Origin of the sequence: Ruegeria sp. PrR005 (assembly GCF_010500245.1) — a bacterium.
In the GTDB taxonomy this organism is placed as follows: domain Bacteria; phylum Pseudomonadota; class Alphaproteobacteria; order Rhodobacterales; family Rhodobacteraceae; genus Ruegeria_B; species Ruegeria_B marisflavi.
Genome location: NZ_JAAGOX010000055.1, coordinates 41,044 through 66,589, shown reverse-complemented (window position 1 = coordinate 66,589; position 25,546 = coordinate 41,044). Strand labels below are relative to the sequence as shown.

Annotated in this window: 22 protein-coding genes; 14 read left to right on the top strand and 8 right to left on the bottom strand. The window is 61.5% G+C overall.

The window, feature by feature from the left end; genetic code table 11:
- The first annotated feature begins 70 nt into the window (after positions 1 to 70).
- Positions 71 to 568 carry a pantetheine-phosphate adenylyltransferase gene (coaD, locus tag G0P99_RS21575; RefSeq protein WP_164132555.1) on the top strand — a complete coding sequence of 166 codons (498 nt, stop codon included), beginning with the start codon at positions 71 to 73 and terminating at the stop codon, positions 566 to 568.
- Between the two features lie 17 nt (positions 569 to 585).
- Here the strand turns inward: coaD and G0P99_RS24600 are convergent, their stop codons facing one another.
- Together G0P99_RS24600 and gap are read right to left on the bottom strand one after the other, a co-directional pair.
- On the bottom strand, positions 586 to 729 hold the full coding sequence (locus G0P99_RS24600) for a hypothetical protein (protein WP_203583208.1): 144 nt from the start codon (positions 727 to 729) through the stop codon (positions 586 to 588).
- Between the two features lie 75 nt (positions 730 to 804).
- Positions 805 to 1,806 (bottom strand): type I glyceraldehyde-3-phosphate dehydrogenase, encoded by a 1,002-nt coding sequence (gene gap, locus G0P99_RS21570; protein WP_164132554.1) that lies wholly within the window; start codon positions 1,804 to 1,806, stop codon positions 805 to 807.
- Positions 1,807 to 1,990: 184 nt separating this feature from the next.
- On the opposite strand from gap, the gene G0P99_RS21565 reads away from it, so the two are divergent.
- The gene (locus G0P99_RS21565; RefSeq protein ID WP_164132553.1) at positions 1,991 to 2,962 is read left to right on the top strand and encodes a DUF808 domain-containing protein; all 972 of its coding nucleotides are present in this window, start codon (positions 1,991 to 1,993) and stop codon (positions 2,960 to 2,962) included.
- A gap of 54 nt (positions 2,963 to 3,016) precedes the next feature.
- Here the strand turns inward: G0P99_RS21565 and tkt are convergent, their stop codons facing one another.
- Positions 3,017 to 5,038 carry a transketolase gene (gene tkt / locus G0P99_RS21560; RefSeq protein ID WP_164132552.1) on the bottom strand — a complete coding sequence of 674 codons (2,022 nt, stop codon included), beginning with the start codon at positions 5,036 to 5,038 and terminating at the stop codon, positions 3,017 to 3,019.
- A gap of 252 nt (positions 5,039 to 5,290) precedes the next feature.
- Between tkt and G0P99_RS21555 the strand changes: the two genes are divergently transcribed.
- A complete protein-coding gene (locus tag G0P99_RS21555; protein ID WP_164132551.1) occupies positions 5,291 to 6,160 on the top strand; it encodes a hypothetical protein in 870 nt (289 codons plus the stop codon).
- Positions 6,160 to 6,555 carry a cell division protein ZapA gene (locus G0P99_RS21550; RefSeq protein ID WP_164132550.1) on the top strand — a complete coding sequence of 132 codons (396 nt, stop codon included), beginning with the start codon at positions 6,160 to 6,162 and terminating at the stop codon, positions 6,553 to 6,555. Before G0P99_RS21555 ends, G0P99_RS21550 begins: the two co-directional genes overlap by 1 nt.
- A 141-nt stretch (positions 6,556 to 6,696) precedes the next feature.
- Here G0P99_RS21550 and grxD read toward each other — a convergent pair whose 3' ends face one another.
- From grxD to G0P99_RS21525, 5 genes are all read right to left on the bottom strand, one after another.
- Positions 6,697 to 7,059, bottom strand: coding sequence for a Grx4 family monothiol glutaredoxin (grxD, locus tag G0P99_RS21545; protein WP_164132549.1), 363 nt, complete (start codon positions 7,057 to 7,059; stop codon positions 6,697 to 6,699).
- A gap of 101 nt (positions 7,060 to 7,160) precedes the next feature.
- The gene (locus G0P99_RS21540; RefSeq protein WP_164132548.1) at positions 7,161 to 7,397 is read right to left on the bottom strand and encodes a BolA/IbaG family iron-sulfur metabolism protein; all 237 of its coding nucleotides are present in this window, start codon (positions 7,395 to 7,397) and stop codon (positions 7,161 to 7,163) included.
- 107 nt (positions 7,398 to 7,504) lie between these two features.
- On the bottom strand, positions 7,505 to 9,664 hold the full coding sequence (purL, locus tag G0P99_RS21535; protein WP_164132547.1) for a phosphoribosylformylglycinamidine synthase subunit PurL: 2,160 nt from the start codon (positions 9,662 to 9,664) through the stop codon (positions 7,505 to 7,507).
- A gap of 207 nt (positions 9,665 to 9,871) precedes the next feature.
- Positions 9,872 to 12,133, bottom strand: coding sequence for a mechanosensitive ion channel family protein (locus G0P99_RS21530; RefSeq protein WP_164132546.1), 2,262 nt, complete (start codon positions 12,131 to 12,133; stop codon positions 9,872 to 9,874).
- Positions 12,134 to 12,398: 265 nt separating this feature from the next.
- Positions 12,399 to 13,304, bottom strand: a complete 906-nt coding sequence (locus tag G0P99_RS21525; protein WP_164132545.1) for a LysR family transcriptional regulator — start codon at positions 13,302 to 13,304, stop codon at positions 12,399 to 12,401.
- Positions 13,305 to 13,473: 169 nt separating this feature from the next.
- Here G0P99_RS21525 and G0P99_RS21520 point away from each other — a divergent pair, with 169 nt between their 5' ends.
- The 10 genes from G0P99_RS21520 to G0P99_RS24860 all read left to right on the top strand — a co-directional run bounded on the left by G0P99_RS21520 (position 13,474) and on the right by G0P99_RS24860 (position 25,546).
- Positions 13,474 to 16,893: an indolepyruvate ferredoxin oxidoreductase family protein gene (locus G0P99_RS21520; RefSeq protein ID WP_164132544.1), complete on the top strand. Its 3,420-nt coding sequence runs from the start codon at positions 13,474 to 13,476 to the stop codon at positions 16,891 to 16,893.
- Between the two features lie 79 nt (positions 16,894 to 16,972).
- A complete protein-coding gene (locus G0P99_RS21515; protein WP_164132543.1) occupies positions 16,973 to 17,851 on the top strand; it encodes a lysophospholipid acyltransferase family protein in 879 nt (292 codons plus the stop codon).
- A gap of 8 nt (positions 17,852 to 17,859) precedes the next feature.
- Complete coding sequence (locus tag G0P99_RS21510; RefSeq protein WP_164132542.1) at positions 17,860 to 18,669, top strand: glutamate racemase; 810 nt, start codon at positions 17,860 to 17,862, stop codon at positions 18,667 to 18,669.
- Between the two features lie 175 nt (positions 18,670 to 18,844).
- A complete protein-coding gene (ccmE, locus tag G0P99_RS21505) occupies positions 18,845 to 19,288 on the top strand; it encodes a cytochrome c maturation protein CcmE (protein WP_164132541.1) in 444 nt (147 codons plus the stop codon).
- Between the two features lie 132 nt (positions 19,289 to 19,420).
- Positions 19,421 to 20,032 (top strand): holin-associated N-acetylmuramidase, encoded by a 612-nt coding sequence (locus G0P99_RS21500; RefSeq protein ID WP_164132540.1) that lies wholly within the window; start codon positions 19,421 to 19,423, stop codon positions 20,030 to 20,032.
- On the top strand, positions 20,023 to 20,601 hold the full coding sequence (locus G0P99_RS21495) for a holin family protein (protein WP_203583207.1): 579 nt from the start codon (positions 20,023 to 20,025) through the stop codon (positions 20,599 to 20,601). Before G0P99_RS21500 ends, G0P99_RS21495 begins: the two co-directional genes overlap by 10 nt.
- 75 nt (positions 20,602 to 20,676) lie before the next feature.
- A complete protein-coding gene (locus tag G0P99_RS21490; protein WP_164132539.1) occupies positions 20,677 to 22,641 on the top strand; it encodes a heme lyase CcmF/NrfE family subunit in 1,965 nt (654 codons plus the stop codon).
- Positions 22,638 to 23,090 (top strand): cytochrome c-type biogenesis protein, encoded by a 453-nt coding sequence (locus tag G0P99_RS21485; RefSeq protein ID WP_164132538.1) that lies wholly within the window; start codon positions 22,638 to 22,640, stop codon positions 23,088 to 23,090. The genes G0P99_RS21490 and G0P99_RS21485 overlap by 4 nt, the downstream gene beginning before the upstream one ends.
- 76 nt (positions 23,091 to 23,166) lie before the next feature.
- A complete protein-coding gene (locus G0P99_RS21480; protein WP_164132715.1) occupies positions 23,167 to 23,943 on the top strand; it encodes an enoyl-CoA hydratase-related protein in 777 nt (258 codons plus the stop codon).
- A gap of 49 nt (positions 23,944 to 23,992) precedes the next feature.
- Positions 23,993 to 25,546 carry a serine protease gene (locus G0P99_RS24860; RefSeq protein WP_164132537.1) on the top strand — a complete coding sequence of 518 codons (1,554 nt, stop codon included), beginning with the start codon at positions 23,993 to 23,995 and terminating at the stop codon, positions 25,544 to 25,546.

Below are 25,546 nucleotides of genomic sequence, written 5' to 3'. Positions count from 1 at the left end.
GTTACCGGTCTTGCACCTGCGGCGAAGATATGTTTGCCTGCGCAGCAATATTATTGCGCAGGAGGGCGCCATGAGAGTGGGTTTGTATCCCGGAACCTTCGACCCGATTACTCTGGGGCACATAGATATCATTCGCCGCGCCTCTGCGTTGGTTGACAAACTGGTCATCGGAGTTGCCATCAACCGGGACAAAGGACCGCTTTTCACGCTCGAGGAGCGGGTCGTGATGATCGAGGCCGAGTGCGCCAAACTCAGCGCCGAAACCGGAACCGAGATCGTAGCCCATCCCTTCGAAAATCTTCTGATTGATTGTGCCCGGGATGTCGGTGCTCAGATCATCGTCCGCGGACTGCGCGCGGTTGCCGATTTTGAGTATGAATTCCAGATGGTTGGAATGAACCGGGTTCTGGACGACAAGGTTGAAACCGTGTTCCTGATGGCCGATGCGCGCCGCCAGGCCATTGCGTCGAAACTGGTCAAGGAAATCGCGCGCCTGGGCGGCGACGTTTCGAAATTCGTGACGCCTCTGGTCAACGAAGCCCTGAAAGAACGGCTTTCCGTAAAGTAGGGCGCAGGCGGTGCCTATCACCGCCAGAATGCCATCCACTCCAGAAGATCGAACAGCTTCTTTCCGAGAAACAGGATGTGTTCGGTTCCGAACATGGCGAAATCCAACATCATCCCGCCCAGGAGAAAGATGCCGAGCCAAAGGGAGATCTGGTTGGTCATGTAAGGTCGGCTCCGACGAAAACGCCCGCTCAGATAACCTAAGCGGGCGTCTCACCTCAAGTGGGTCGGCGTAAATCAGCCAAGCTTGCCCATGGCTACGGCAACATCTGCCATACGGACCGAGAAACCCCATTCATTGTCGTACCACGCCAGCACGCGCACCATGCGGCCTTCGACCACGCGGGTCTGGTCGGGGGCGAAGATCGAGCTCTCGGGCGTGTGGTTGAAATCGGTCGAGACCAGCGGTGCGGGCTCGTAGCCCAGCACGCCCTTCATCGGACCAGCGGCGGCGGCCTGCACGGCAGCGTTCACTTCCTCTGCGGTCACGTCGCGCCCGGCGCGGAAAGTCAGGTCAACGGCCGAGACATTGGGCGTCGGCACCCGGATCGCCGATCCGTCCAGCCGTCCCTTGAGGTTTGGCAGCACCTCACCCAGTGCCTTGGCGGCCCCGGTCGAGGTAGGGATCATCGACATCGCGGCGGCACGGGCGCGATAGAGGTCCTTGTGGCGGCGGTCCAGCGTCGGCTGGTCGCCGGTATAGGCGTGGATCGTGGTCATGATGCCGTGCTCGATCCCGAATGCCTCGTCCAGCACCTTGGCCAGCGGCGCCAGGCAGTTGGTGGTGCAGGACCCGTTCGAGATCATGGTGTCAGCAGCGGTTAGCTGGTCGTCGTTGACGCCGAACACGATGGTCTTGTCCACGTTCTTGCCGGGGGCGGACAGCAGCACCTTCTTGGCGCCACGCTCCAGATGCACCTTGGCCTTGGCGCCATCGTTGAACTTGCCGGTACATTCCAGCACCACGTCGCAGCCCGACCAGTCCAGTTCGTTCAGATCATAGGTAGAGAACATCTGCATGTCGCCCCGGCCCAGGTTCATGGTGCCGTCGCCGATGCTGACCTCGCCCGGAAAACGTCCATGCACGCTGTCGTACTTGATCAGGTGGGCGGCTGTTTCCAGCGGACCGGTTGCGTTGACCTTGATCACCTCGATATCGTCGCGGCCCGAGGCTGCGATATGCGACAGGGTGCACCGACCGATGCGGCCAAATCCGTTGATGCCAACCTTGATGGTCATTCCGATACTCCGACAGACGTGAATTTGTTCCGCCATATAGACGGCGCTGTCCGGCTCAGAAAGGGCAAAACCGATTTATTTTGAGTGTGTTAGCGCAAACTTCACCCGGTTGCGCTAACGCTTGCGGCCAGCAGGCGTTACGCTAGGGTGACCAAAGATGTGGGCAGGATGAAAGGAAGCGGGCATGAGTGGATTGCTGGCCCTTCTCGATGATGTTGCGGGAATTGCCAAGGTCGCTGCGGCTTCGGTCGACGATGTAGCGGCACAGGCGGCCAAGGCGGGCGCCAAGGCGGCGGGCGCGGTGATCGACGATGCGGCGGTGACCCCGAAATATGTGCATGGTTTCGCGCCCGCGCGCGAATTGCCGATCATCTGGAAGATTGCCCGTGGCTCGATCCGTAACAAGCTGCTGATCCTGTTGCCTGCCGCGCTGCTGTTGGCGAATTTCGCGCCCTGGCTGATTGCGCCGCTCTTGATGCTGGGTGGGGGCTATTTGTGCTTTGAGGGCGCGGAGAAGGTCTATCACGCGCTTGTGCCGCATGACACCAGCCATGTGTTCAAGGAGGACGAACCGGGCGACCCGCTGCATCTGGAAGAGCAGAAGGCCGCCGGTGCCATCAAGACCGATTTCATTCTGTCGGCCGAGATCATGACCATCATTCTCGCCGCCATTCCCGATAGCGGCTTCTGGATGGAGGCGGCGACGTTGGCGGTAGCTGGCGTGGGGATCACGATCGCGGTCTATGGATCCGTGGCGCTGATCGTGAAGGCCGACGACTTTGGCCTGTTTCTGGCGGAAAACGGAAGACTGGGGGCAACACGTGCCTTTGGCAGGGGGCTGGTGCGGGGAATGCCGCGTTTCATGCACCTGCTGACCGTGGTCGGTACAGCGGCGATGCTGTGGGTTGGCGGGTCAATCGTTATTCACGGAATGGAAGAGTTGGGCTTTGGCTGGCTGGGTCACCACATCCACGACTGGGCGTATGCCGTGGGTCATTTGGTTCCTGCGGCGTGGACGGGAGCGGTGGAGTGGATCGCCAAGGCCGCCATGGACGGGGTGTTCGGGCTGGCGCTCGGCTTTCTGTTGATCCCATTGGCGACGAAGGTCATCGCACCGGTGCTGGCTGCGGTCACTGGCAAAAAGAACTCCCATTAACACCGAAAAGGGCGGCATGTAGCCGCCCTTTCCCGATCAGATTGACCGTAGAACTCAGCCCAGCAGTTTCTTGGCCATGGCCGCGGTCGCTGCGGCGGTAATACCGAATTTCTCGTACAGCTCTTCGGCCGGGGCCGAGGCGCCGAAGCCGGTCATGCCGATGAAGCCCGCTTTTGCCTCGCGTCCGCGTTCTCCCAGCAGCCAGCGGTCCCAGCCGCCAGCACGCACAGCGGCCTCGACACCCACGCGCACGGGGCCGGCGGGCAGGACACGTTTGCGATAGGCTTCGTCCTGCTCGGCAAACAGCTCCATGCAGGGCATCGACACCACGCGGGTGCCGATGCCTTCGGCCTCCAGCGTGGCGCGGGCCTCCATGGCGATCTCGACCTCCGATCCGGTGGCGATCAGGATCACCTGACGCTTGCCGGTGGCCTCGGCCAGCACATAGCCGCCCTGAGCGGTCAGGTTCCGGGTCTTGTGCTCGGTGCGCAGGGTGGGCAGGTTCTGGCGCGTCAGCGACAGCACCGAGGGGCTGTTCTGGAAGGTCAGCGCCAGTTCCCAGGCCTCGGCGGTTTCCACCGTGTCGGCGGGGCGGAACACATAGGTGTTGGGAGTGGCCCGGCTGATCGCCAGGTGTTCGACCGGCTGGTGGGTCGGACCATCCTCGCCCAACCCGATCGAGTCATGCGTCATCACAAAGACCGAGGGGATCTTCATCAGCGCGGCCAGGCGCATCGACGGGCGGGCATAGTCGGTGAAGCACATGAAGGTGCCGCCATAGGGGCGGACGCCGCCATGCAGCGCCATGCCGTTCATCGCTGCTGCCATACCGTGTTCGCGGATACCCCAGTGGATATAACGGCCCTTGCGGTTTTCCGGCAGGAAGATGCCCAGATCGGCGGTCTTGGTGTTGTTCGAGCCGGTCAGGTCGGCCGAGCCGCCCACGGTCTCGGTCATGATCGGGTTCACGACCTTCAGAACCTCTTCCGAGCTTTTGCGGGTGGCCCACTTGGGCTGCTCTTCGGACACCTGCTTTTTCAGGGCACGGATGGCGCCCGACAGCTTCTTGGGCGCTTCGAACGCATAGGCCCGGGTGAATTCGGCCTGCTTGCGCTCGCTCAACTCGGCAAAGCGGACCTCCCAGGCGGTACGCTCGGCCGCACCACGGCTGCCGATGGCCTCCCAGGCGGATTTCACATCAAAGGGCACCTCGAAGGGTCCATGTGCCCAGCCATAGGCCTCTTTCGCCGCCAAGAGCTGGCCCTGATCGGTCAGCGCGCCATGTCCCTTGGAAGTGTCCTGTGCCGCGTGGCCGAGTGCGATATGGGTCTTGCAGGCGATCATCGTCGGCTTTTTCGAACCCTTCGCCTGAGTGAGGGCGGCGTCGATGGCGGCCGGGTCGTGACCGTCAATCTCGATCACATGCCAGCCCGAGGCAGCAAAGCGGCGCACCTGGTCGGTGCGGTCGGCGATATCGACGGTGCCGTCGATGGTGATGTTGTTGTTGTCCCACATTACGACCAGCTTGCTCAGCTCCAGCCGCCCTGCAAGGCCGATGGCTTCCTGGCTGACGCCCTCCATCAAGCAACCGTCACCGGCGATCACATAGGTGTAGTGATCGACGACCTTCTTGCCGTATTGCGCGCGCTGAATTTCCTCGGCGATGGCAAAGCCCACGGCGTTTGCGATGCCCTGGCCCAGTGGGCCGGTGGTGGTCTCGATCCCCCTGGCGAGGAAGTTTTCCGGGTGGCCTGCGGTCTTGGCGCCCATCTGGCGGAAGTTCTTGATCTCGTCGAGCGTGATCTCGGGGTTGCCGGTCAGGTAGAGCAGCGAATAGAGCAGCATCGAGCCATGGCCTGCCGACAGGATGAACCGGTCGCGGTCGGGCCACGTGGGGTTGGCGGCATCGAATTTCAGGTGCTTTTCAAACAGCACGGTGGCGACATCGGCCATGCCCATAGGCATACCGGAATGGCCGGAATTTGCCGCCGCGATGGCATCCAGCGTCAGGGCGCGGATGGCGGTGGCCTTGGTCCAGTGGTCGGGGTTCGCAGTGCGCAGCGCAGTCAGGTCCACGAGGCTTTGTCCTTTGGGTTTCGGGCGAGTTGCGCGCTCAATACCACTCACCCCTCAAAGTTCAAGCAGAACGGACCGATGCGGCGACTAGACGGATCAGAAGTGGCCTCCAAGTGATTGAAAGCAATGATAGGGGTATTTAGGGTGTCATTTGGTTAGACTACATCTATTCATCCCAGCACCCGATTCGGACCAAATCGGGACCGGTAGCCGGGCAGAGAACAAAAAACGCGTCACACGAAGGTGAGGGGCATGAGCCAGATTGAGGAACTACAGGGCCGTATCTCGGCCGCGATGGAGCGGATCAGCGCTGGCGTCGAAAGTCTTGGCAGACCGCAACCGGTTGTTGCCGCGATAGAAGATGCAGAGCCGGATGCCGATCTGGTTGCACAGCTGGAGGATGAGCGGCTTGCCAATGCCCAGCTTGAGGAACGCCTGAAATCCATCAAGGCCAAGCATGCGGCTGAGATCGAAGCACTGACATCTCAAACCGACGGGGCGACGGAGCCTGCCGAACTGGAGTTTTTGCGCAGCGAGTTGGAGGACACCCGGCGCGCACTGTCCGAGGCACAGGAAAGGCTGGACGCGGTGGCCTCCGAGAAGGAGCCCGCGCAAGAGGCGGAAGAACGTGCGGCGATGCAAGCAGAGATCGAGGCGCTTCGCGCCCAGGTCGAAAGTGCTGAAGATATCGCGGCGCTCAAAGCAGAGTTGGAGCAGCTGAGGTCGCGGGGCGACAACTCGGACCTGGTTGAGCAGTTGAGTGAGGAAAACGCCGCTCTGAAAAGCGAGTTGAGCAATTCCGAACGCCTGTCCGAGCTTCAGGCCGAGCTGGAGATGTTGCGTGCTGAACGTGTCAGCCATGGCGCGGCCATGTCACGGCTTGACGGGGATCTGCAACGTTTGCGCAAGGCGAACGACCAATTGAGAATGGTCGTTGCCGAACTGAGAAAAGCCAATGAGGCAGGTGTTGGAGAGCCGCATCTGATAAACAGCGCAATGTTGGCCGAGCTGGAGGCGTTGCGGGCCCAAAGGGCGACGGACGCATCCGAAGTGCATGCGGTCCTGAGCAAACTGGGGCCGTTGTTGTCCGCGGCCAACCTGGCAGAAGGAGAAGATGAGTGATGCCGGAGGTGACGATCCACATCGGGGGCCGGGGGTTCGAGGTATCCTGTCAGGAAGGCGAGGAAAGCTACCTGCATGCGGCTGCAAAAATGCTCGACGACGAGGCGCAAGTTCTGTCGGATCAGATCGGCCGCATGCCCGAGGCGCGCATGCTGCTGATGGCGGGGCTGATGCTCGCCGACAAGACCGCTGCGGTCGAGGACAAGATCAGGGTTGTCGAAGCCAAGCTTGCCGAACGCGAAGCGGAGATCGCCAGTCTGCGCAATGCGCCGGCCCCGGAACCCGAACGAGTCGAAATCGCGGTCATCCCGCCCTCTGTCACTGATACGCTGGCCGAACTCGCCGCGCGCGCGGAGGCGCTGGCGGACCAGGTCGAGGAGAAAGCCGCAGGATAATGCCCGGCGGGATCTGACCAGGATTTTCGAAACATCTAGAAAAAAGGCGCCCTTTGAGGCGCCTTTTTCGACAGGATTTGAATCAAATCCTGAAAACAAGGTCTTTGAAAGACCTTGTCTGCGATAACCAATCGGAACGGATCAGGCGTTAGCGGCGCGAATCTTGTCGGCGGCGTCCTTGTCATAGGCGACACCGTTTTCCTCGAACAATGTGTCGAGTTCACCGGAGAGGGTCATCTCGGTGATGATGTCGCAACCGCCGACGAATTCGCCCTTTACGTAGAGCTGCGGAATGGTCGGCCAGTCGGAATAGTCCTTGATCCCCTGGCGGATTTCGTCATCGGCCAGCACGTTGACGTCCTTGAATGCAACGCCCATGTAGTTCAGAACGCCGGCCACACGCGAGGAAAAGCCACATTGCGGCATCTCCTTGGTCCCCTTCATGTAGAGCACCACGTCGTTGGCTTTGACGGTTTCGTCGATGCGGGATTTTGCGTCGGTCATTGTCTCGTTTCCTGTTTCGCCGACGGTCGACCGTCAGGCATGTGAACAACTGAATTTTTCCGCCTCGGAGTTCAAGCGATGTATCAGTCAGTCTTTGGACGTTACTCGGGTGCCTTGGTTGTCAGGGCAAGTGCATGCAGCTTGCCGCTGTCGATCTCGGGTCTGACGGCGGCATTTACTGCGCGTTGTTGCTGAACACGGCTCTGCCCCTTGAAACTTTCATCGATAACTTCCGCCGCCCAATGGTTGCCGTCGCCCGCAAGGTCGGTGATGGTAATCTTTGCCTGCGGAAAACTGGCCCGGATCAGCGCTTCGATTTCATGGGCTTCCATAGCCATGTGATAAACTCCAGATGAATTGCTCTCAGATGTAGAGCGATGCGTCCCTGCGTGCAAGGGAGCGGCGCACCAATGTGGTGCGCCGTCCAATTTGCAATCTGCCGGGATCAGGCGACGGCGGCAGCAAAGCTGCTGCGGAACAGGGCGGCCAAGTCGGCAAGCGACGCTTCGGACGTGCCGATGCGGACAGTCTCGCCGCCAAATCGACCGACGGAGGAGACCTGCACGCCCGCCGTCGCGGCGGCTGTCATCAAGGCTTCGGCCTGGTCGAAATTGCAGGCGACCAGGTAGCGCGCCTGGTCTTCTCCGAAGAGGATCTCTGTGCCGGCGGCCTCAAGCTGCACTCCGACGCCCGCGGCTTCTGCGAGTTCGAATGCAGCCAGCGCCAACCCGCCGTCCCCAAGATCCGTGCAGGCCTTGATCAGGTCACGGTTGGCGCGGATGAAATCTCCGTTGCGCTTTTCAGCCTCGAGATCCACGTGAGGCGCGTCGCCGTCCTCGCGATTGAATACCTCGGCCAGCAGGGCGGATTGCCCCAGGTGACCCGTGGTTTCGCCGATCAGCAATGCGACATGGCCTTCGCGTACATCCTTACCGATAATCTCTTCGGTCGAGGTCAGCAGGCCTACGGCGCCGATCGTCGGTGTGGGCAGGATCGCGCTGCCGTCGGTCTCGTTATAAAGCGACACGTTGCCGGACACGATGGGCATGTCGAGCGCCGCACAGGCCGCTCCGATTCCCTTGATCGCACCGACGAACTGACCCATGATTTCCGGCTTTTCGGGATTGCCGAAGTTCAGGTTGTCGGTCGAGGCCAGCGGCCGCGCGCCCACGGCGGTCAGGTTGCGATAAGCCTCGGCCACCGCCTGTTTGCCGCCTTCCTCCGGGTTTGCGCGCACGTATCGCGGCGTTACGTCACTGGTGAAGGCCAGCGCCTTGTCGGTGCCATGCACGCGCACGATTCCGGCGCCCAGACCCGGTGTGCGGGCACTGTCGGCCATGACCATGGTGTCGTATTGCTCGTAGACCCATTGCTTGCCGCCGTAGTTTGGCGAGCCGATCAGGGCGCGCAGAGCGTCGATCGGGTCGATCTGCGGCACCTCGCCGACAGGAGCTGCGGCCGGGGTAGGGACCCAGGGGCGGTCGTATTCAGGCGCTTGTCCTGACAGCGGCGACAGAGGCAGATCGGCGCGGACCTCGCCCTTGTGCATGATGATGAACCGGTCTTCGGCGATGGTTTCACCCACGATGGCAAAGTCGAGGTCCCATTTGTCGAACACCGCCTTGGCCTCGGCCTCTTTCTCGGGCTTCAGCACCATGAGCATGCGCTCCTGGGATTCTGAGAGCATCATCTCGTAGGCGGTCATGTTCTCTTCGCGCTGCGGTACAGCGTCGAGGTTCAGCCGGATGCCCAGGCCGCCCTTGTCGCCCATCTCGACCGCCGAACAGGTCAGACCAGCAGCACCCATGTCCTGGATCGAGATCACGGCACCGGTCTGCATCAGTTCCAGACAGGCCTCCATCAAGCGCTTTTCGGTGAACGGGTCGCCCACCTGCACTGTGGGGCGCTTTTCCTCGATCGTGTCGTCAAACTCGGCGCTGGCCATTGTGGCGCCGCCGACGCCGTCGCGCCCGGTCTTGGCGCCCAGATAGACCACCGGCATGCCAATGCCCGAGGCGGCAGAGTAGAAGATCTTGTCGCTGTCGGCCAGACCGGCGGCAAAGGCGTTCACGAGGCAGTTGCCGTTGTAGGCGGGGTGGAACCGGACCTCGCCGCCCACACATGGCACGCCGAAACAGTTGCCATAACCGCCGATGCCCTCGACCACACCATTGACCAGCCGCCGGGTCTTGGGGTGGGTCGGCTCGCCAAAGCTGAGCGCGTTCATCGAGGCGATGGGCCGTGCGCCCATGGTAAAAACGTCGCGCAGGATGCCGCCCACGCCGGTGGCAGCGCCCTGATAGGGTTCGATATAGGACGGGTGGTTGTGGCTTTCCATCTTGAAGACCACCGCCTGACCGTCACCGATATCGACAACGCCCGCGTTTTCGCCCGGGCCACAGATCACCTGCAGACCGGAGGTGGGCAGGGTGCGCAGCCATTTCTTTGAGGATTTGTAGGAACAATGCTCGTTCCACATGGCCGAGAAAATGCCCAGCTCGGTAAAGGTCGGTTCGCGCCCGATGATCTCGAGGATCATGTCGTATTCCTCGGGCTTCAGCCCGTGCGCGGCGATCAGGTCCGGAGTGATTGCGGGCTCTTGCATCTGTGGTGTTCCCAAGCTGGCCGATGTTGGGCGCCTTTTAGGGCAAGGCCGCGTCGGGGGAAAGGGGCAAGAGGGCGCAGATTGCCGGAGGGGGTGACGCTCTTGCGGATGGGCAGCCCGAAATCGGAAATGGAAGGATTAGAATGAAAGTACCCCGCCACGGATGCGGCGGGGTCTAGGTGTTCCGATGGTTTTGCACGGAAATGGTTATTCGCCGCCTTGTTGAGATTGCTCATTGGCGGCTTGTGCCGCAGCGGCCGCAACCGCCGATTTCTGGTCCGGCGTCAGATGGTCGGCTTCGTCCAGACCGGGAATGGCGACACGGACTTCGCGACGGGCGAATTCAATGCCGTTCGCCTTGAATTCGGTTTTCACCCGGTTGAAGATTTCCTTGCGCAGGGTGAACTGCTTGCCGGGCTTGGCCATGAACTTGCCCCGGATGATCATGCCGACATCGTCGAAATCGAATACACCCTGTGACTTGAAGGGTTGCAGGAAACCTTCCTTGTGGGTTGGATCCTCCATCATCTCGGCGCCGATCTTCTTGAAGATCTTCTTCACCTTGTTGGGATCGGTGTCGAAAGGCACGGTGAACTTGAGCTTCATGATTACCCAGTCCCGGCTGTAGTTTGTCAGCTTGGCGATCTCGCCATAGGGGATCGTGTGGACTGGTCCACGGTGATGGCGCAACTGCATCGAGCGGATCGAGATTTTCTCAACCGTGCCTGTGGTGCCTCCGACATCCACATATTCACCCACGCGGAATGCATCGTCGATCAGGAAGAAAATGCCGCCGACAATGTCGGCAACCAGTTTTTGCGCGCCAAAGCCGATAGCAAGGCCGAGGATCCCGGCACCGGCCAGCAGCGGAGTGATGTCGAGGCCAAGCGCCCCGAGCGCAAGAAGGGCGAAGATCACCGCGATGGCAACCTGCGCCGTGACGCGCAACAGCGGTAGAACGGTCACCAGCCGCGAGCCTCCGGCGCCGCCGCCTTCGCCCGCTTCCTCGTCCGGGCTTTGCTCGATCGCCGTCTGTTCCTTTGCCAGGCGGCGGTTGATCCAGAGCGAGATGACCTCGTCCAGAATGTAGCCGATGGCAATGATGATCAGGAACTGGATGACCGCACCACCGGCATCGGAGCCCGCGCCCGCCACCTGCCGCAGGTCGATCTCCCAGGCATTGGCGATCATCAGGACCACAAAGATGCCCGCCACCACGCGGCCGATACGGATATAGCTGCGCTTGGTCGAGCGATAGGCCTGCTCAGCTATGGGGCCGGTGCCGATGAGCGGCGGTTGCAGATGCCGCACGAGCCCCCGGATCAGCGTGTCGATGGCCGGAGCCATCAGCAGCCAGAACATGGTCACGTAATGTGCTCCCGCGCCCACATTGACCAGCACCGCCATGTCGCGGATCGCTACGAAATACTCCACGATCAACCAGACGGCCGCCGAGACCGCGATGGCGAAATAGGGGTAGTAGGTTGCGACTTTTTCGTCGAACTCGGTGCGGTCGGGATCGTTGCCGCGCATCATATCGGTCAGTCCGCTGCGCGCTGTCCAGGCGATGAGAGCGATATAGATATGGATCGAAGCGTTCAGCCAGAAACCCAGCCGCATATCGCCCATCGCCACGCCGTTCAGATTGTTGAAGGTGACGATGAACAGGGTAAAGCCGATCAGCAGGAAAAGGCCGATCTGGTTGCGGTGCAGATAGTTCGCCCAATGGTCATTGGCGTTCACCAGTCGTAGGTCGGGGCGGTTCGGAGCCAGGACAAAACGCGAGATCGCGGCCCCCAGACGCGGCAGCCAGATCAGATAGAGTACAAAGGGCGCCGCATAGGCGATCTGCTCGGGTTCCAGCAGGCGGCGGCCGACAAAGACCAGCGTATAGTAGAAGACGACCAGCCCGAGAACCTCGCGGCAGAAGCGGCGAAAGAGGAAACTCACCGCGCCGCGGAGATCGTCCGACGCACTTGCCGGATCGGCCTTGATCCACGAGCGGGTCACAAAAACCGCCAGCTTTTCAGCCGCATAGCCTATGGCGAGGGCGAGCAGCGTATAGCCGAACAGAGTGGCTATGCCCGCGCTACCCAAGGTGGTTGCAAAATTCGACAGCGCCTCGGCCTGTTTCGTCACCAGCAGCGGCACCTTGCGCAAGGCATCCAGCCACGAGGCGGCCAGCGCCTTGGCGGCGTCGCCGATCCGGGCCACGGGCCCCTTGCGCGGCTCGGAAACCTCCTGCGCGGCCAGCGCCACCGCGTCCAGCCGTTCCAGCAGCAGGGCGCGAACCTGATCGTCGGACAGGCGGGCCACCAGGTCGTCGACCTGTTCCGGGGTCAGGTTGTCTGGGACGGTCGGGGTGGTTGCGGCAGGTGCGCCCGATGGAACCGGAACCTGCGCCGCCAATGGCACGGAGATGCAAAAAAGGGCGGCTACCAGGGCCAGCACCTTGAAAAGCGGTTTCATGAATTGCCCTCGTTTTTGATAATTACGTTTTTACCGCGCGTATGCTCAAACACAAACGATTTCAGCGGGTAGAGAGGGCGCTCTCCGGCCGGTACGGCAAAAAAAAGGCCGAGCACTAAGCTCGGCCGTAGTCCAACAGGGAGGTATGAAGAGGATGAGCGTTTGAGCATCACCGCCTTCGAGTGCTCATTTATGTGGCGCCCCTTGAACGTTCAAGCTTTTTATGTCGCAGATGCAGCATTTCCGATATGCAAAAATTGCATGTCTATAGAATGCCAAGCTCTTTCAATTGCTTGCGGTGGGCAATGATTTCGTCCTGAACGAAATCCCGAAATGCCGCCACGCGCTGTGAATGCCGCAGCTCTTCTGGATAGGCGAGGTAGACGGGAACCTCGGATGATTTTATTTCCGGCAGCACATGAACCAGATCCGGAAAATCCTGGGTGACATAGTCCGGCAGGACGCCAATTCCCAGGTTATTCAAGACGCCCTGAAGAATACCGAAGTAGTTGTTAACGGTCAGCAGTGACGCCGGATTGTAGGCTAGCAGATGCTGCGCCAGAACCGCACTGGCGCCCACCTGGGCGGCAGATGTGTTCTGACAGATCAGCCGGTGATTGCTGATATCCGAGATATCGGTCGGAACGCCCGCGCTGTCGAGATAGGCGCGCGTGGCATAGAGCTTCATCTCTACAGTCATCAGACGCTTGCGGATCAGATCGGCCTGGCTGGGTTCCTTCATGCGGATGGCCACGTCGGCTTCTCGCATCGGAAGGTCCAGCACTCTCTCTTCGAGCATCAGGTCGACCTTGAGGTCGGGATACTTCTGGTAAAGTGCAGTCAGGCGCGGGGCCAACCACAATGTGCCAAATCCGAATGTCGTGGTCACGCGCAATTCGCCGAACACCTCTTCCTCGCTGTCGCGGATACGAGCGGCGGCGGCATCCAGGCGTTTGGCCATGGATTTGGTGGCGTCGAACAGAAGCTCTCCCTGCTCGGTCAGAATCAGGCCGCGAGCATGACGATGGAAAAGAGTCGCGTTCAGCGATTCCTCAAGCGCGCGAATCTGTCGGCTGACCGCTGATTGCGACAGATTCAGCTTGTCGCCCGCATGAGTGAGACTTCCTGCGTCGGCGACTGCGTGGAAGATTCGAAGCTTGTCCCAGTCCATGCCCGTAACTTTCTTAATCAGGGTGACGGACTATATGAAAGACATGACAATTTCCAGAAATATCGGACCGTGCAAAAGGCAAAGCATTTTTTTTAGACTATGCAGGTCAGCAATTATGACCTAAAATTCGACGCATGATACCGCCGATCCGGCGCAGGGGAGACGTCAGATGAGCCAACAGAAAATTTCGCTGAACGATAAGTTCGATCTGGAGAAGAGCCCGGTACTTTTGAACGGTACTCAGGCGCTGGTACGCCTGATGTTGATGCAGAAGGCGCGCGACGCCGCCGCCGGTCTGAACACGGCAGGTCTGGTCACCGGCTATCGTGGTTCGCCCTTGGGCGCGGTCGATTTGCAGATGAGCCGGGCGCAGAAACAGCTGAACGCGGCCGATGTCACTTTTCAGTTCGGGCTGAACGAGGATCTGGCGGCCACCGCCCTGTGGGGCAGTCAGCAGGCGGGGCTGCGCGGCGACGGTAAATACGATGGTGTCTTTGGCCTGTGGTACGGCAAGGGGCCGGGGGTGGATCGGTCAGGCGATGTGATGCGCCACGCCAACATGGCCGGTACCGCCACACATGGCGGTGTGCTGATGGCGATGGGCGACGACCATACCGGCGAAAGCTCGACCGTGCTGCACCAGTCGGAATGGGCGCTGGTGGACATGTACATGCCCGTCGTCAGCCCGGCAGGTGTTCAGGAGATTCTGGACTACGGCATCTATGGTTATGCCTTGAGCCGGTTCTCTGGTCTCTGGGTTGGTCTCAAGACCATGAAGGATACGATCGAAGTGACTTCGGTCGTGGATGGCCGTCCCGACCGGATGCAGCTGGTGACCCCCGGTTTTGACATGCCCGAGGGCGGGCTGAACATCCGTCTGGGCGACACGCCGCACCTGCAAGAGGGACGGATCATAGATTACAAACGCTTTGCCGCCGAGGCCTTCAGCCGCGCCAACCGGATGGACAAGCGGGTCTGGGGCAAGCCGGGCGCCAAGATCGGTATCGCTGCGGCGGGCAAGAACTGGCTCGACCTTGTGCATGCCATGTCGCTCTTGAACATCGACGAGAACGAGGCCGAGCGTCTGGGCATCACCACCTACAAAATCGGCCAGACCTTTCCGCTGGACATGCAGAGTTTCCACGACTGGGCCGAAGATCTGGACTTGGTGGTGATCGTCGAGGAAAAGCGCAAGCTGATCGAGGTGCAGGTCAAGGAAGCCATCTTTGACGACCGTCAGGGCCGCCGCGTGTATGGCTGGTACAAGGGCGGCGCCGGGGCGATGCACCGCGAAGAGCTGTTCCCGACCCGTGGCGCGCTGGATCCGATCCTGATCGCCGAGAAACTGGGTGGGATCTTTATCGAAGAGGGGCGCGAGACCGATGGGATTCGAGCCGGCCTTAATGCTCTGGCCGATGCGCGGCGCAACGACAACGCGCAGGAAATCGCGTCGCGTCTGCCGTATTTCTGCTCAGGCTGCCCACACAACAGCTCGACCAAGGTGCCCGATGGCAGCCGCGCCTATGCCGGGATCGGCTGTCACTACATGGTGCAGTGGATGGACCGGAACACCCAAGGCTTTACCCATATGGGTGGCGAGGGTGCGAACTGGATCGGCGAGGCGCCGTTTTCCAAGACCAAGCACGTGTTCCAGAACCTGGGCGACGGCACCTATAACCATTCCGGCGTGCAGGCGATCCGCGCCGCCTTGGCCGCTGGCACCAACATCACCTACAAGATCCTGTTCAACGACGCGGTCGCAATGACCGGCGGGCAGGAGAACGAGGGCGATCTGACCGCGCCGCGCATCGTGGCCGAGCTGAAGGCGATGGGTGTCAAGGAGCTGGCCGTTGTCTATGACGACAAGGAAGACGTGGACCGGTCGCAATTCCCCGCTGGTGTCCCGTTCTACGAGCGCGCCGAGTTGATGCAGGTGCAAAAACGGTTCCGCGAGATCGAGGGCGTCAGCGCCATCGTCTATATCCAGACCTGCGCCGCCGAGAAACGCCGTCGCCGTAAGCGCGGCACCTTCCCCGATCCGGACAAGCGGGTGTTCATCAATACCGATATCTGCGAGGGCTGTGGCGATTGCGGGGTGCAGTCGAACTGTGTCTCGATCGTGCCCAAGGAGACCGAACTGGGCCGCAAGCGCGCCATCGATCAATCCTCGTGCAACAAGGATTTCTCTTGCGTCAAAGGGTTCTGCCCGTCCTTCGTTACCGTGCAGGGGGCCAAGATCCGCAAGGAAGCCACCGCCGAGATCGACCTGCCGCATCTGCCGATGCCCGAGTTGCCCGCCATTACAGGCACCCATAACGTGGTGATCACCGGTGTCGGCGGCACCGGCGTCGTGACTATCGGGGCAGTGCTGGCGCAGGCTGCGCAGATCGACGGCAAGGGCGCGGGCATGATGGAAATGGCGGGGCTGGCGCAAAAGGGCGGCGCCGTGCACATCCATTGCCGCATCGCCAACCGGCCCGAGGATATCAGCGCCATCCGCGTCGCCACCGGCGAGGCGCATGCGCTGATCGGTGGTGACCTTGTGGTCAGCGCTGGAGCCAAGACGCTGGGCCTGACCCGTACCGGCACCACAGGCGCTGTGGTCAACAGCCACGAGATCATCACCGGCGATTTTACACGTAACACCGATTTCACCATCCCCGCCGACCGACTGAGCCTTGCGCTTGAGGCGCGACTGAAAGAGCGGCTGGACCTGTTCGACGCCTCGGAACTGGCGCGGGCGGTGATGGGCGATTCGATCTATTCCAACATGATGGTGTTCGGCGCCGCCTGGCAGCGCGGGCTGCTGCCAGTCAGCCACGAGGCCATCATGCAGGCGATCGAGATGAACGGTGCCGCGGTCGAGCGCAACAAGCGCGCCTTTGACATCGGCCGCTGGGCAGTGCTGCATGCAGATGAGGCCGCACGGCTGATCCGGCCCAATGTGGTCGACCTGCCGAAATCTCCCGAGGACAAGATTGCCTATCGGGCTGAGCATCTGACCGCCTATCAGGGAGCGCGTCTGGCCAAACGCTACCGCAAGGTGGTCGACGGGATCGAGGACGGCGATCTGCGCGCGGCGGTGGCCGAGGGCTATCACAAACTCTTGTCCTACAAGGACGAATACGAGGTGGCGCGCCTGCTGCTCGACAGCCGCGACAAGGCTGCCGCCGAATTCGATGGCGATCTGAAGCTGACCCTGCATCTGGCACCGCCGATCCTGGGCGGCAAGGATGCGGATGGGCGTCCGAAAAAGCGTGAGTTTTCCGAGCGCTGGCTGGGGCTCTTCAAGTTGTTGGCGCGGATGAAGGGACTGCGCGGCACGCCGCTCGATCTGTTCGGCTATACCGCCGAGCGCAAGATGGAGCGGGCGCTGATCCGGCAATACGAGGCAGACATGCGCGAAGTGCTACCGAAACTCGACACCCGCACCCGCGATGCCATCGTGGCGCTGGCGCGGCTGCCTCTGGAGATCCGCGGATTCGGTCTGGTCAAGCAGGCGAACGAAGCCAAGGCCGCCAAACGGCGCGAAGAGCTCTTGGCGGTAATCCGCCAGGGTGGCCCGTCGATGGCAAAAGCGGCGGAATAACGCGTCATCTGACTGTTACAGGCTCTATGCAAAGTCCAGGACTGCCCCTATTTCAGGGGCAGTTTTTTCGGAGCCGTTCATGACCGCAGAGCGCCATATCGCCCGCGATATCAGCTATGCCCATTCCGCCGTGACCAGGGGAGGTCGGGCGGTGATCCGCCTGATGGAGAACACCACCGGACGCCTGAGCTTGATCCGGCGCGCGCAAGGATATGAGCAGGAAGTCGCCCGGGGCCGCGATTTCTGGGCGGTGATTGTCGAGCGATACGGCCTGACGCTGGATGTGGTGGGCGGCACTCTGGAGAATATCCCGAAGGACGGGCCGCTGATCCTGATCGCCAATCATCCTTACGGCATCCTCGACGGGCTGATGATGGGACATATTCTGGCGCGGACACGGGGCGATTTCCGCATCATGGCAAACCGGGTTTTCCGAAAGGCCGAGGACATCAACCGGATCATCCTGCCGATCTCGTTCGACGACACCCGCGAGGCGGTGCAGCTGAACCTCGACACCCGTCGACAGGCGCTAAGCTATCTGGGGCAGGGCGGCGCGATCGGTATCTTTCCCGGCGGTACCGTCTCGACCGGGTTGCACCCGTTCTCGCATCCGATGGATCCGGGCTGGCGCGGGTTTACGGCCCGGATGGTGGCAAAATCCAATGCGGTGGTGGTGCCGGTCTTCTTTGACGGTCATACCAGCCGCCTGTTCCAGATCGCCAGCCACCTGCATTCGACCCTGCGCATGGGGTTGTTGATCAAGGAATTCCGCAAGCGGGTGGATACACCGGTGCGCGTGGTGGTGGGCCAGCCCATCGGCCGCGACATTCTGGACCCTCTGGCCCGGGACACGCGCAAGATGATGGATTTTCTGCGCAAGGCGACGTATGAGCTGTCTCCGACGCCGCTCAAGTCTTTTGACTACGGCTATGAATTCGAGGAACGGCATCGCGCCTGAAGGGACAGATGGCAGTAGGGATATTCGATTCGGGCCTGGGTGGCCTGACCGTGCTGGAAGCGGCGCAGAAACGGTTGCCGGATGTAGAGTTTCTCTACTATGCCGACAGCGCCCATGCACCTTATGGGGTGCGCACGCCCGAGGATATCTTTCAGCTGACCCGGACGGCGGTGCATGACCTGTGGAACCGGGGCTGCGACCTAGTGATTCTGGCCTGCAACACCGCCAGCGCCGCAGCGCTGCGCCGGATGCAGGAAGAGGGTGTTCCACCGGGCAAGCGGGTGCTTGGCGTGTTCGTGCCGCTGATCGAAGCGCTGACCGAGCGGCAATGGGGCGACAACAGCCCCCCGCGCGAGGTCGAGGTCAAGAACGTCGCCCTGTTTGCAACGCCCGCCACCGTGGCCAGCCGCGCGTTCCAACGCGAACTGGCCTTTCGCGCCATCGGTGTGGATGTCGAGGCGCAGGCCTGTGGCGGGGTGGTCGATGCCATCGAAGAGGGAGACCTGATCCTGGCCGAAGCGCTGGTACGCAGTCATGTGGACGCGCTGAAACGCAAGATGCCCTGTCCGCAGGCGGCCATTCTGGGTTGTACGCATTATCCGTTGATGGCCGAGGCTTTCCAGGACGCGCTGGGTCCCGAGGTCACAGTATTCAGCCAGGGAGATCTGGTTGCGGAAAGCCTGGCCGACTATCTGAAACGTCATCCGAACATGCTGGGATCGGGTAAGGGCGGCTATCTGACGACAGGCAAACCCGCAACCGTGAGCAGCCGGGCTACCCAGTTCCTGCGGCGCAAGATCGAGTTTCAGGCCGCCTGACTTCGGTCAAGGCCGTGGCCGAATTCAACGCCTATTGCGGTATCAACCTGATCGTGAAACCGTAACCGCTGACAAAAGGTAGCAGCCGCAAGACCTTGCAGAGCGCCAATTCGATGTTAGCTGAACGGTCAACTACTGGTCTGATGATGGCCCCGCTCTTTCTGGTGAGGACGCTATGAAATCGCTGAAGAAACAACGTCGCATACAGGTTATTGCCGTGGCCGCCGTGGCCTTGGTTTTGGCGACCGGCTTGATCGGATATGCCATGCGGGATGGCATAAACTTCTTTCGCGCACCCAGCCAGGTGATCGCGGAACCGCCGGCGGCCACTGAAGTGTTTCGCCTTGGCGGACTGGTCGAGGAAGGGACCCTGATCCGCGGTCAGGGTGAAACAGTCCGGTTCTCTGTCACCGATGGCGGCGAAAGCGTGCCAGTGGTGTTTACAGGTGTACTGCCGGATCTGTTTGGCGAGAACCAGGGCATGATCGGAACCGGGCGGTACGTCAACGGTGTCTTCGAAGCCTCTGAAATCCTAGCGAAACACGACGAAACCTATATGCCGAAAGAGGTTATGGACGCGCTCAAGGAACAGGGCGTTTATCAGGCGCCGGAAAGCTAAACGGGCGCCTTCGGCGGGAGTATCTGGCGCGAAATGAAGGAAAGGGCGTTGCGTAAGTGGCGCCCTTTGTTGTGTCGCAGGCTTAACCCTTTTGCGGCCTCATCAGAGCGGTTCTGATGGAGGTCGAGACCAATGCAGACGGTACGGCAGATCGCTCAAGACATCGTGGCGCGAGAGGGCGGGTTCGTGAACGATCCTGATGACCCGGGTGGGGCGACCAATTTCGGGGTAACCATCCACACCTTGCGGCGGCTGGGGTTGGATGTGACCGGTGACGGGGTAGTGGATGTCGCCGATGTGCGGGCGCTGAGCCAGGAGCAGGCGGTTGAGATTTTTCTGACCCATTACTACGCCCGCCCGCGCATCGGCGAGATGCCCGAGGCGGTGCAGGCGTCGCTGTTCGACATGTATGTGAACGCGGGCGGCAACGCAGTGAAGATCCTGCAACGGCTGCTGCGCGATATGGGGTATGACGTGTCAGTGGACGGCGCGATCGGGCCGCAGACCCTGCACGCGGCGCGGGATGCCGCGATCCCGCGCCCCGAGGCGCTGCGGGATGCCTATGGGGTGGCGCGGCGCAACTATTACTTCCGGCTCGCCGACCGGCGCCCGGCTAGTCGCAAATATGCCCGCAGCAGCAGCGGCGACAAGGGCGGCTGGATCAAGCGGGCCGAGGAATTCATGGCGCCCGAATACCATATGAGCACGGCTGAGTTTACGCGGAGGGTCTCAGGATGGGTCTGATCGGTGGGTTGATCGAGCTGTTGTTCGGTGGCGGACGCAATGTGGTACGCGAGACGACCGAGGTGTTTCGCGAGAATGCCGAGGCGGGGGCGGAACGGGCGCGCGACGTGCAGATGAGCGCGTTGGACCAGTTTTCTGCGGAATTCGTTGTGCCGAGGCGCGGCGGATTCGACCGTTTCATGGACGGGCTGAACCGGCTGCCGCGCCCGGCGATGGCGCTGGGGACGCTGGGCCTGTTCATCGCGGCGATGTCCGATCCGATCTGGTTTGCCGAGCGGATGCAGGGAATTGGGCTCGTGCCGGAACCGCTCTGGTGGCTGCTGGGGGTGATCGTGTCGTTTTACTTCGGAGCTCGCCACCAGGCCAAGGCGCAGGATTTTCAGCGCGACCTAGCTACCACGATCAGCCGGGTTCCGCAGGCGGTGGAGAACATCCGTGCATTGCGAGCGTTGCGCTTTGACAGCCCAGGTGCGGCCGATGCCGGTACTGACGCGGAAATGGCGCTGGCGGCAACCACCCCCGAGGTCAACCGTGCCCTGGAGGACTGGCGCCGTATAAAAAGGGCCTGACGGCGCGACACTATGCGCTGCAAATCCCGGCGAAAGGGATTGGCTGTACCCGGGCCGGGGTTTATATCTCGGCCCATGGTTACAGAACTCGGTCACTTCGCCCTCATCCTCGCCTTCATGGTCGCTATCGTACAGATGGTTGTGCCGATGGTTGGTGCTCAGAAACGCTGGACTTCGTGGATGGCGGTCGCTGAACCGGCCGCGGGAATACAGTTCCTGCTGACCGCCTTTGCCTTTGCCGCGCTGGTCTGGGCCTTTGTGACCTCGGATTTCTCGCTGCGGCTGGTGGTGCTGAACAGCCATTCGGCGAAGCCGATGCTCTACAAGATCAGCGGCACATGGGGCAATCACGAGGGTTCGATGCTGCTGTGGGTGCTGATCGTGACACTATTCGGCGCGATGGCGGCCTGGTTTGGCGGCGAACTGCCGCCCACGCTCAAGGCCCGCGTGCTTGCGGTTCAATCGGCGATCGCTGTGGCTTTCTTTGCCTTTATCCTCTTTACTTCGAACCCCTTCCTGCGGCTGGCGGTGCCGCCCTTTGACGGGCAGGACCTGAACCCTCTGTTGCAGGATCCGGGCCTCGCATTCCATCCGCCGTTTCTCTATCTCGGCTATGTGGGGCTGAGCATGGCGTTCTCCTTTGCCGTGGCGGCTCTCATCGAGGGGCGTGTCGATGCGGCCTGGGCTCGCTGGGTACGGCCCTGGACACTGGCGGCCTGGATATTCTTGACCATCGGCATCGCGCTGGGGTCTTGGTGGGCCTACTACGAACTGGGCTGGGGTGGGTTTTGGTTCTGGGACCCGGTCGAGAACGCCTCTTTCATGCCCTGGCTCCTGGCCGCCGCGCTTTTGCATTCGGCCATCGTGGTGGAGAAGCGTGAGGCGCTGAAAAGCTGGACCATTCTGCTGGCGATCCTGGCCTTTGGATTCTCGCTGATCGGCACGTTCATTGTACGTTCCGGCCTGTTGACCAGTGTGCATGCCTTTGCCAACGACCCCGAGCGGGGCATGTTCATCCTGGGTATCCTGGGAATCTTCACCGGCGGCGCATTGACGCTTTTTGCCGCACGGGCGCAGGTGATGGAGGCCAAAGGAGTCTTTTCGGTCGTAAGCCGTGAAAGCGCGCTTGTGCTGAACAATATCCTGCTGGCGGTCGGATCGTTTGTAGTGTTCTTCGGTACACTCTGGCCAATCGTTGCCGAGATGTTCTTTGACCGTAAGTTGTCGGTTGGTGCGCCATTCTTCAACGCGGCCTTCACGCCCTTCATGGTGGTTCTGGGTCTGGCGCTGCCGCTGGGCGCCATCTTGCCGTGGAAGCGTGGCAAGCTGGCGCGCGCGGCTTACAGCCTGCGGTTTGCCTTCTTCCTGGCACTGACACTGGCCATGCTGGTCTGGGCCATGCAGTCGGGGCGTAGTGCGTTGGGTCCTGTAGGTCTGTTCCTGGGAGCTTGGATCACTTTCGGAGCGATAATAGATCTGTGGAGCCGGACAGGGCGGACGGGCAAGTTTGCCAGAATTCTGCGCCTGCCGCGTGCGGACTGGGGCAAGGCGGTCGCGCATACCGGATTGGGTGTCACGATGTTCGCCATTGCCGGGCTATTGGCCTGGGAAGTGGAGGATATCCGCGTTGCCCGCATCGGCGAGCCGTTCGAGGTGGGCGGGTTTACCCTGACGCTGGACGCGGTCGAGCGGGTACCCGGGCCCAACTATTTCTCGACAATGGCCACAGTCCGGCTGGAGAAGGATGACCGCCAGGTGGCGGTACTGAACCCCGAGAAGCGCGAGTACCCGGTGGCCCGGATGCCTACGACAGAGGCGGCAATTGACTATCGGTTCCTGCGGGATGTCTATGTAGTGATCGGCGACCGTCAGGATGATGGTGGTTGGACCATGCGGACCTATATCAAACCCTTCGCCAATTGGATCTGGGCCGGGTCGCTGTTGATGGCGATTGGTGGTCTTCTCAGCCTTAGTGACCGGCGGTTCCGGGTGGCCGCAGGCGCGCGAAATGCTCCGGCAGGTGGAGTTCCGGCGGAATGAAACGGCTGATCCTGATCCTGACGCTCCTGGCTGCGCCGCTCTGGGCAGTTCAGCCTGACGAAGTGCTGGATGACCCGTTACTGGAATCGCGGGCGAGGGAACTGAGCAAGGAGTTGCGCTGTCTGGTTTGCCGAAACGAAAGCATCGACGAATCGAATGCTGACCTTGCCCGCGACCTGCGCATTCTGCTGCGGGAACGGCTGGTGGCCGGGGATAGCGACACGCAGGCCATTGACTATATCGTCGATCGCTATGGCGAATATGTCCTTCTGAAACCCACGACATCCGGTGCGAACTGGATGTTGTGGCTGGCCGGACCTCTTATGTTGGTGACCGCCGCGGCGATGGGCTGGGCATTCGTGCGGAACAGGTCGACTGCGACCGCCTCTGTCGAAGTGGCGCTGAGCACCGATGAGCAGGAGCGTCTGCGTCGTATTCTCGAGGAGTGACGCGCGGTTCCCCTTTTCCATTGGTCCGACATGCGCCAGTTTGCGTCCATTGAACCTGCGACCGAGGGCCATGGAAATGGAATACGACACGATCACACTGGACATCACCGACGGCCTTGCGGTTTTGACGATGAACCGTCCGGACAAGATGAACGCCCTGACCGGCCGGATGCGGGCCGAGATCACCTTTGCGATGCGGGCAGCTGCCAAAGAGGCACGTGCCATTGTGTTGACGGGCTCGGGGCGTGCGTTCTGCACCGGTCAGGATCTGGGCGATGCTGCCAGTTCAGGCAAGATCGATCTGGAGCGGACCCTGCGGGACGAATACAACCCCATGCTGGAGGCGATCTATGATTGCCCAGTGCCGACCATCGCTGCGGTCAATGGCCCGGCGGCGGGGGCGGGAGCCAATCTGGCACTGTGCGCTGACGTGGTGATTGCGACCGAAAGCGCCTACTTCCTCCAAGCCTTTGCCCGGATCGGCCTTATGCCCGATGCCGGTGGCACTTGGTTCCTGCCGCGCCAGATGGGATTGGCCAAGGCAATGGGGGCAGCTCTGTTTGCCGACAAGATCACCGCACGTCAGGCCGAAAGCTGGGGCATGATCTGGGAAGCTGTCGCCGATGACGAGTTTGACGCCCATTGGCGCAAGCGCGCGGCCTATCTGGCCGAAGGGCCGACCGCCGCATTTGCCAATATCAAAAAGGCGATCCGCTCCAGCTTTGGCAAGTCGCTGCCGGATCAGCTCGCCTCCGAGGCGCATTTGCAGGGCGAATGCGGGCGCACGCGCGATTTTCAGGAAGGCGTGGTTGCCTTCATGGAGAAGCGTGCCGCAAAGTTTGAAGGCCGGTGACCAATCGCCGAGTTGACAAGACAGGGGCGTGAAGCGGCATCATGCCAGCATGAGCGCCCCAACCCAACACCCGGATGCTGCCGTCCTTGAACATCTGACAGGACGCAATCGGGGACTGTATTCCTGGATCACCTCGGATGCGGTCGACATCCTGCTGGACGACGACGGCATTTTACGCGCGCTGGCCGCGGGCGATGTCCGGGTTTCCGGACAGGTCGTCGCCCGCATTCTGCGGCAAAAGAACGGATTTCATCTGATCACGGCACCCCGGGCGCGGGTCTGGGTAAACCGGCAGCCTGTCGAGGCCGCCGATCTGACCCAGGGCGACGTGATAGAGTTCGAGGAAAACGGACCGCTCTCGCGCATACGAATTTACGATGCGCAGCACCATCGGCAAAGCTCTCTTTCCGATATCCTGGGGGACGCCGAAAGTTACTTGAGGACAAGTCGGCGCCCACTTGTGCGGCGGTTGGCCCGGGCTACTGGAATGGTGCTGAGCCGTGTTGTCACGAGCCCGTCGATCCTGTTCCGGGCGGGTGTCGTTATCACGCTTGGGGTTCTGGCGGTGTTCGCCGGTTGGCAGTATTTTTCGGACCGGGCCTTGCAACAGCAGATCGAAGGCGGTCGCCTTCAGGTCGATGCCTTGGCCTCGGCCTTGGAAAAAGCCCAGCGAGAGGCGATCCGGCCGGGTGATCTGAACGCGCTTCAGGACGAGATCGGGGTTCGCCTGCGCGTGAATGCCGAGCGGATCGATACGCTCGAGGATCAGTCCACTGCCGGAACGCGGGTCGTTTCGCTGGCAACCGGATCTGTGGTGTTCCTGCAAGGCGGATACGGATTGCGCGTGCGGGACTCCGGGCAGATGCTGCGGCATGTCCTGGGGCGAGATGGAAGCCGGTTGATCTATCCGAATGGGCAGCCTGTCCTGTCCCCGGATGGCGAGGGTCCGGTTGCCGAGGCGCAGGTGACCGGTACCGGGTTTGTCCTGCGTGGGGCAGGGGTGATCGTGACGAACCGGCACGTGGCGGCGCCGTGGGAGCAAAACTCGGCCCTTCAATTTGGCGGTGATACGTTGGAGCCGGTGCTGACCCGGTTTATCGGCTATATCCCCGGTCGACCCGACGCGATTGGCCTTTCCATACTCGCGCTCAGCGACACTGCGGATCTGGCCCTGGTGGTGCCTGCTGACATATCGTCCTTGCCCGATGGGCTGGACTTGGCCGAAACGCTGCCGGTGCCAGGTCAGGAAGTGCTGGTGATGGGTTATCCGACCGGGCTGATGTCGATGCTGGCCCGGTCTGGCGAGCAATTTGTCGAGGAGATGCGCCTCTCTGGACGGACGGGGTTCTGGGAAGTGGCCGAGCAACTGGCGGCCGCAGGTCTGATGTGGCCGTTGTCGAGCCGGGGGATCGTCGGGCAGATCACCCAGGCCTCGGTCGTTTATGACGCCGAAACCACGCATGGCGGCAGCGGGGGGCCGGTCCTGAACCTGCAAGGGCAGGTGGTAGCGGTCAACACGGCCATCTTGCCGGACTTCGGCGGATCAAACCTGGGCGTGCCGGTGGCCGAGGTGAGGGCGCTGTTGGCAGCGCCCTCCCAATAG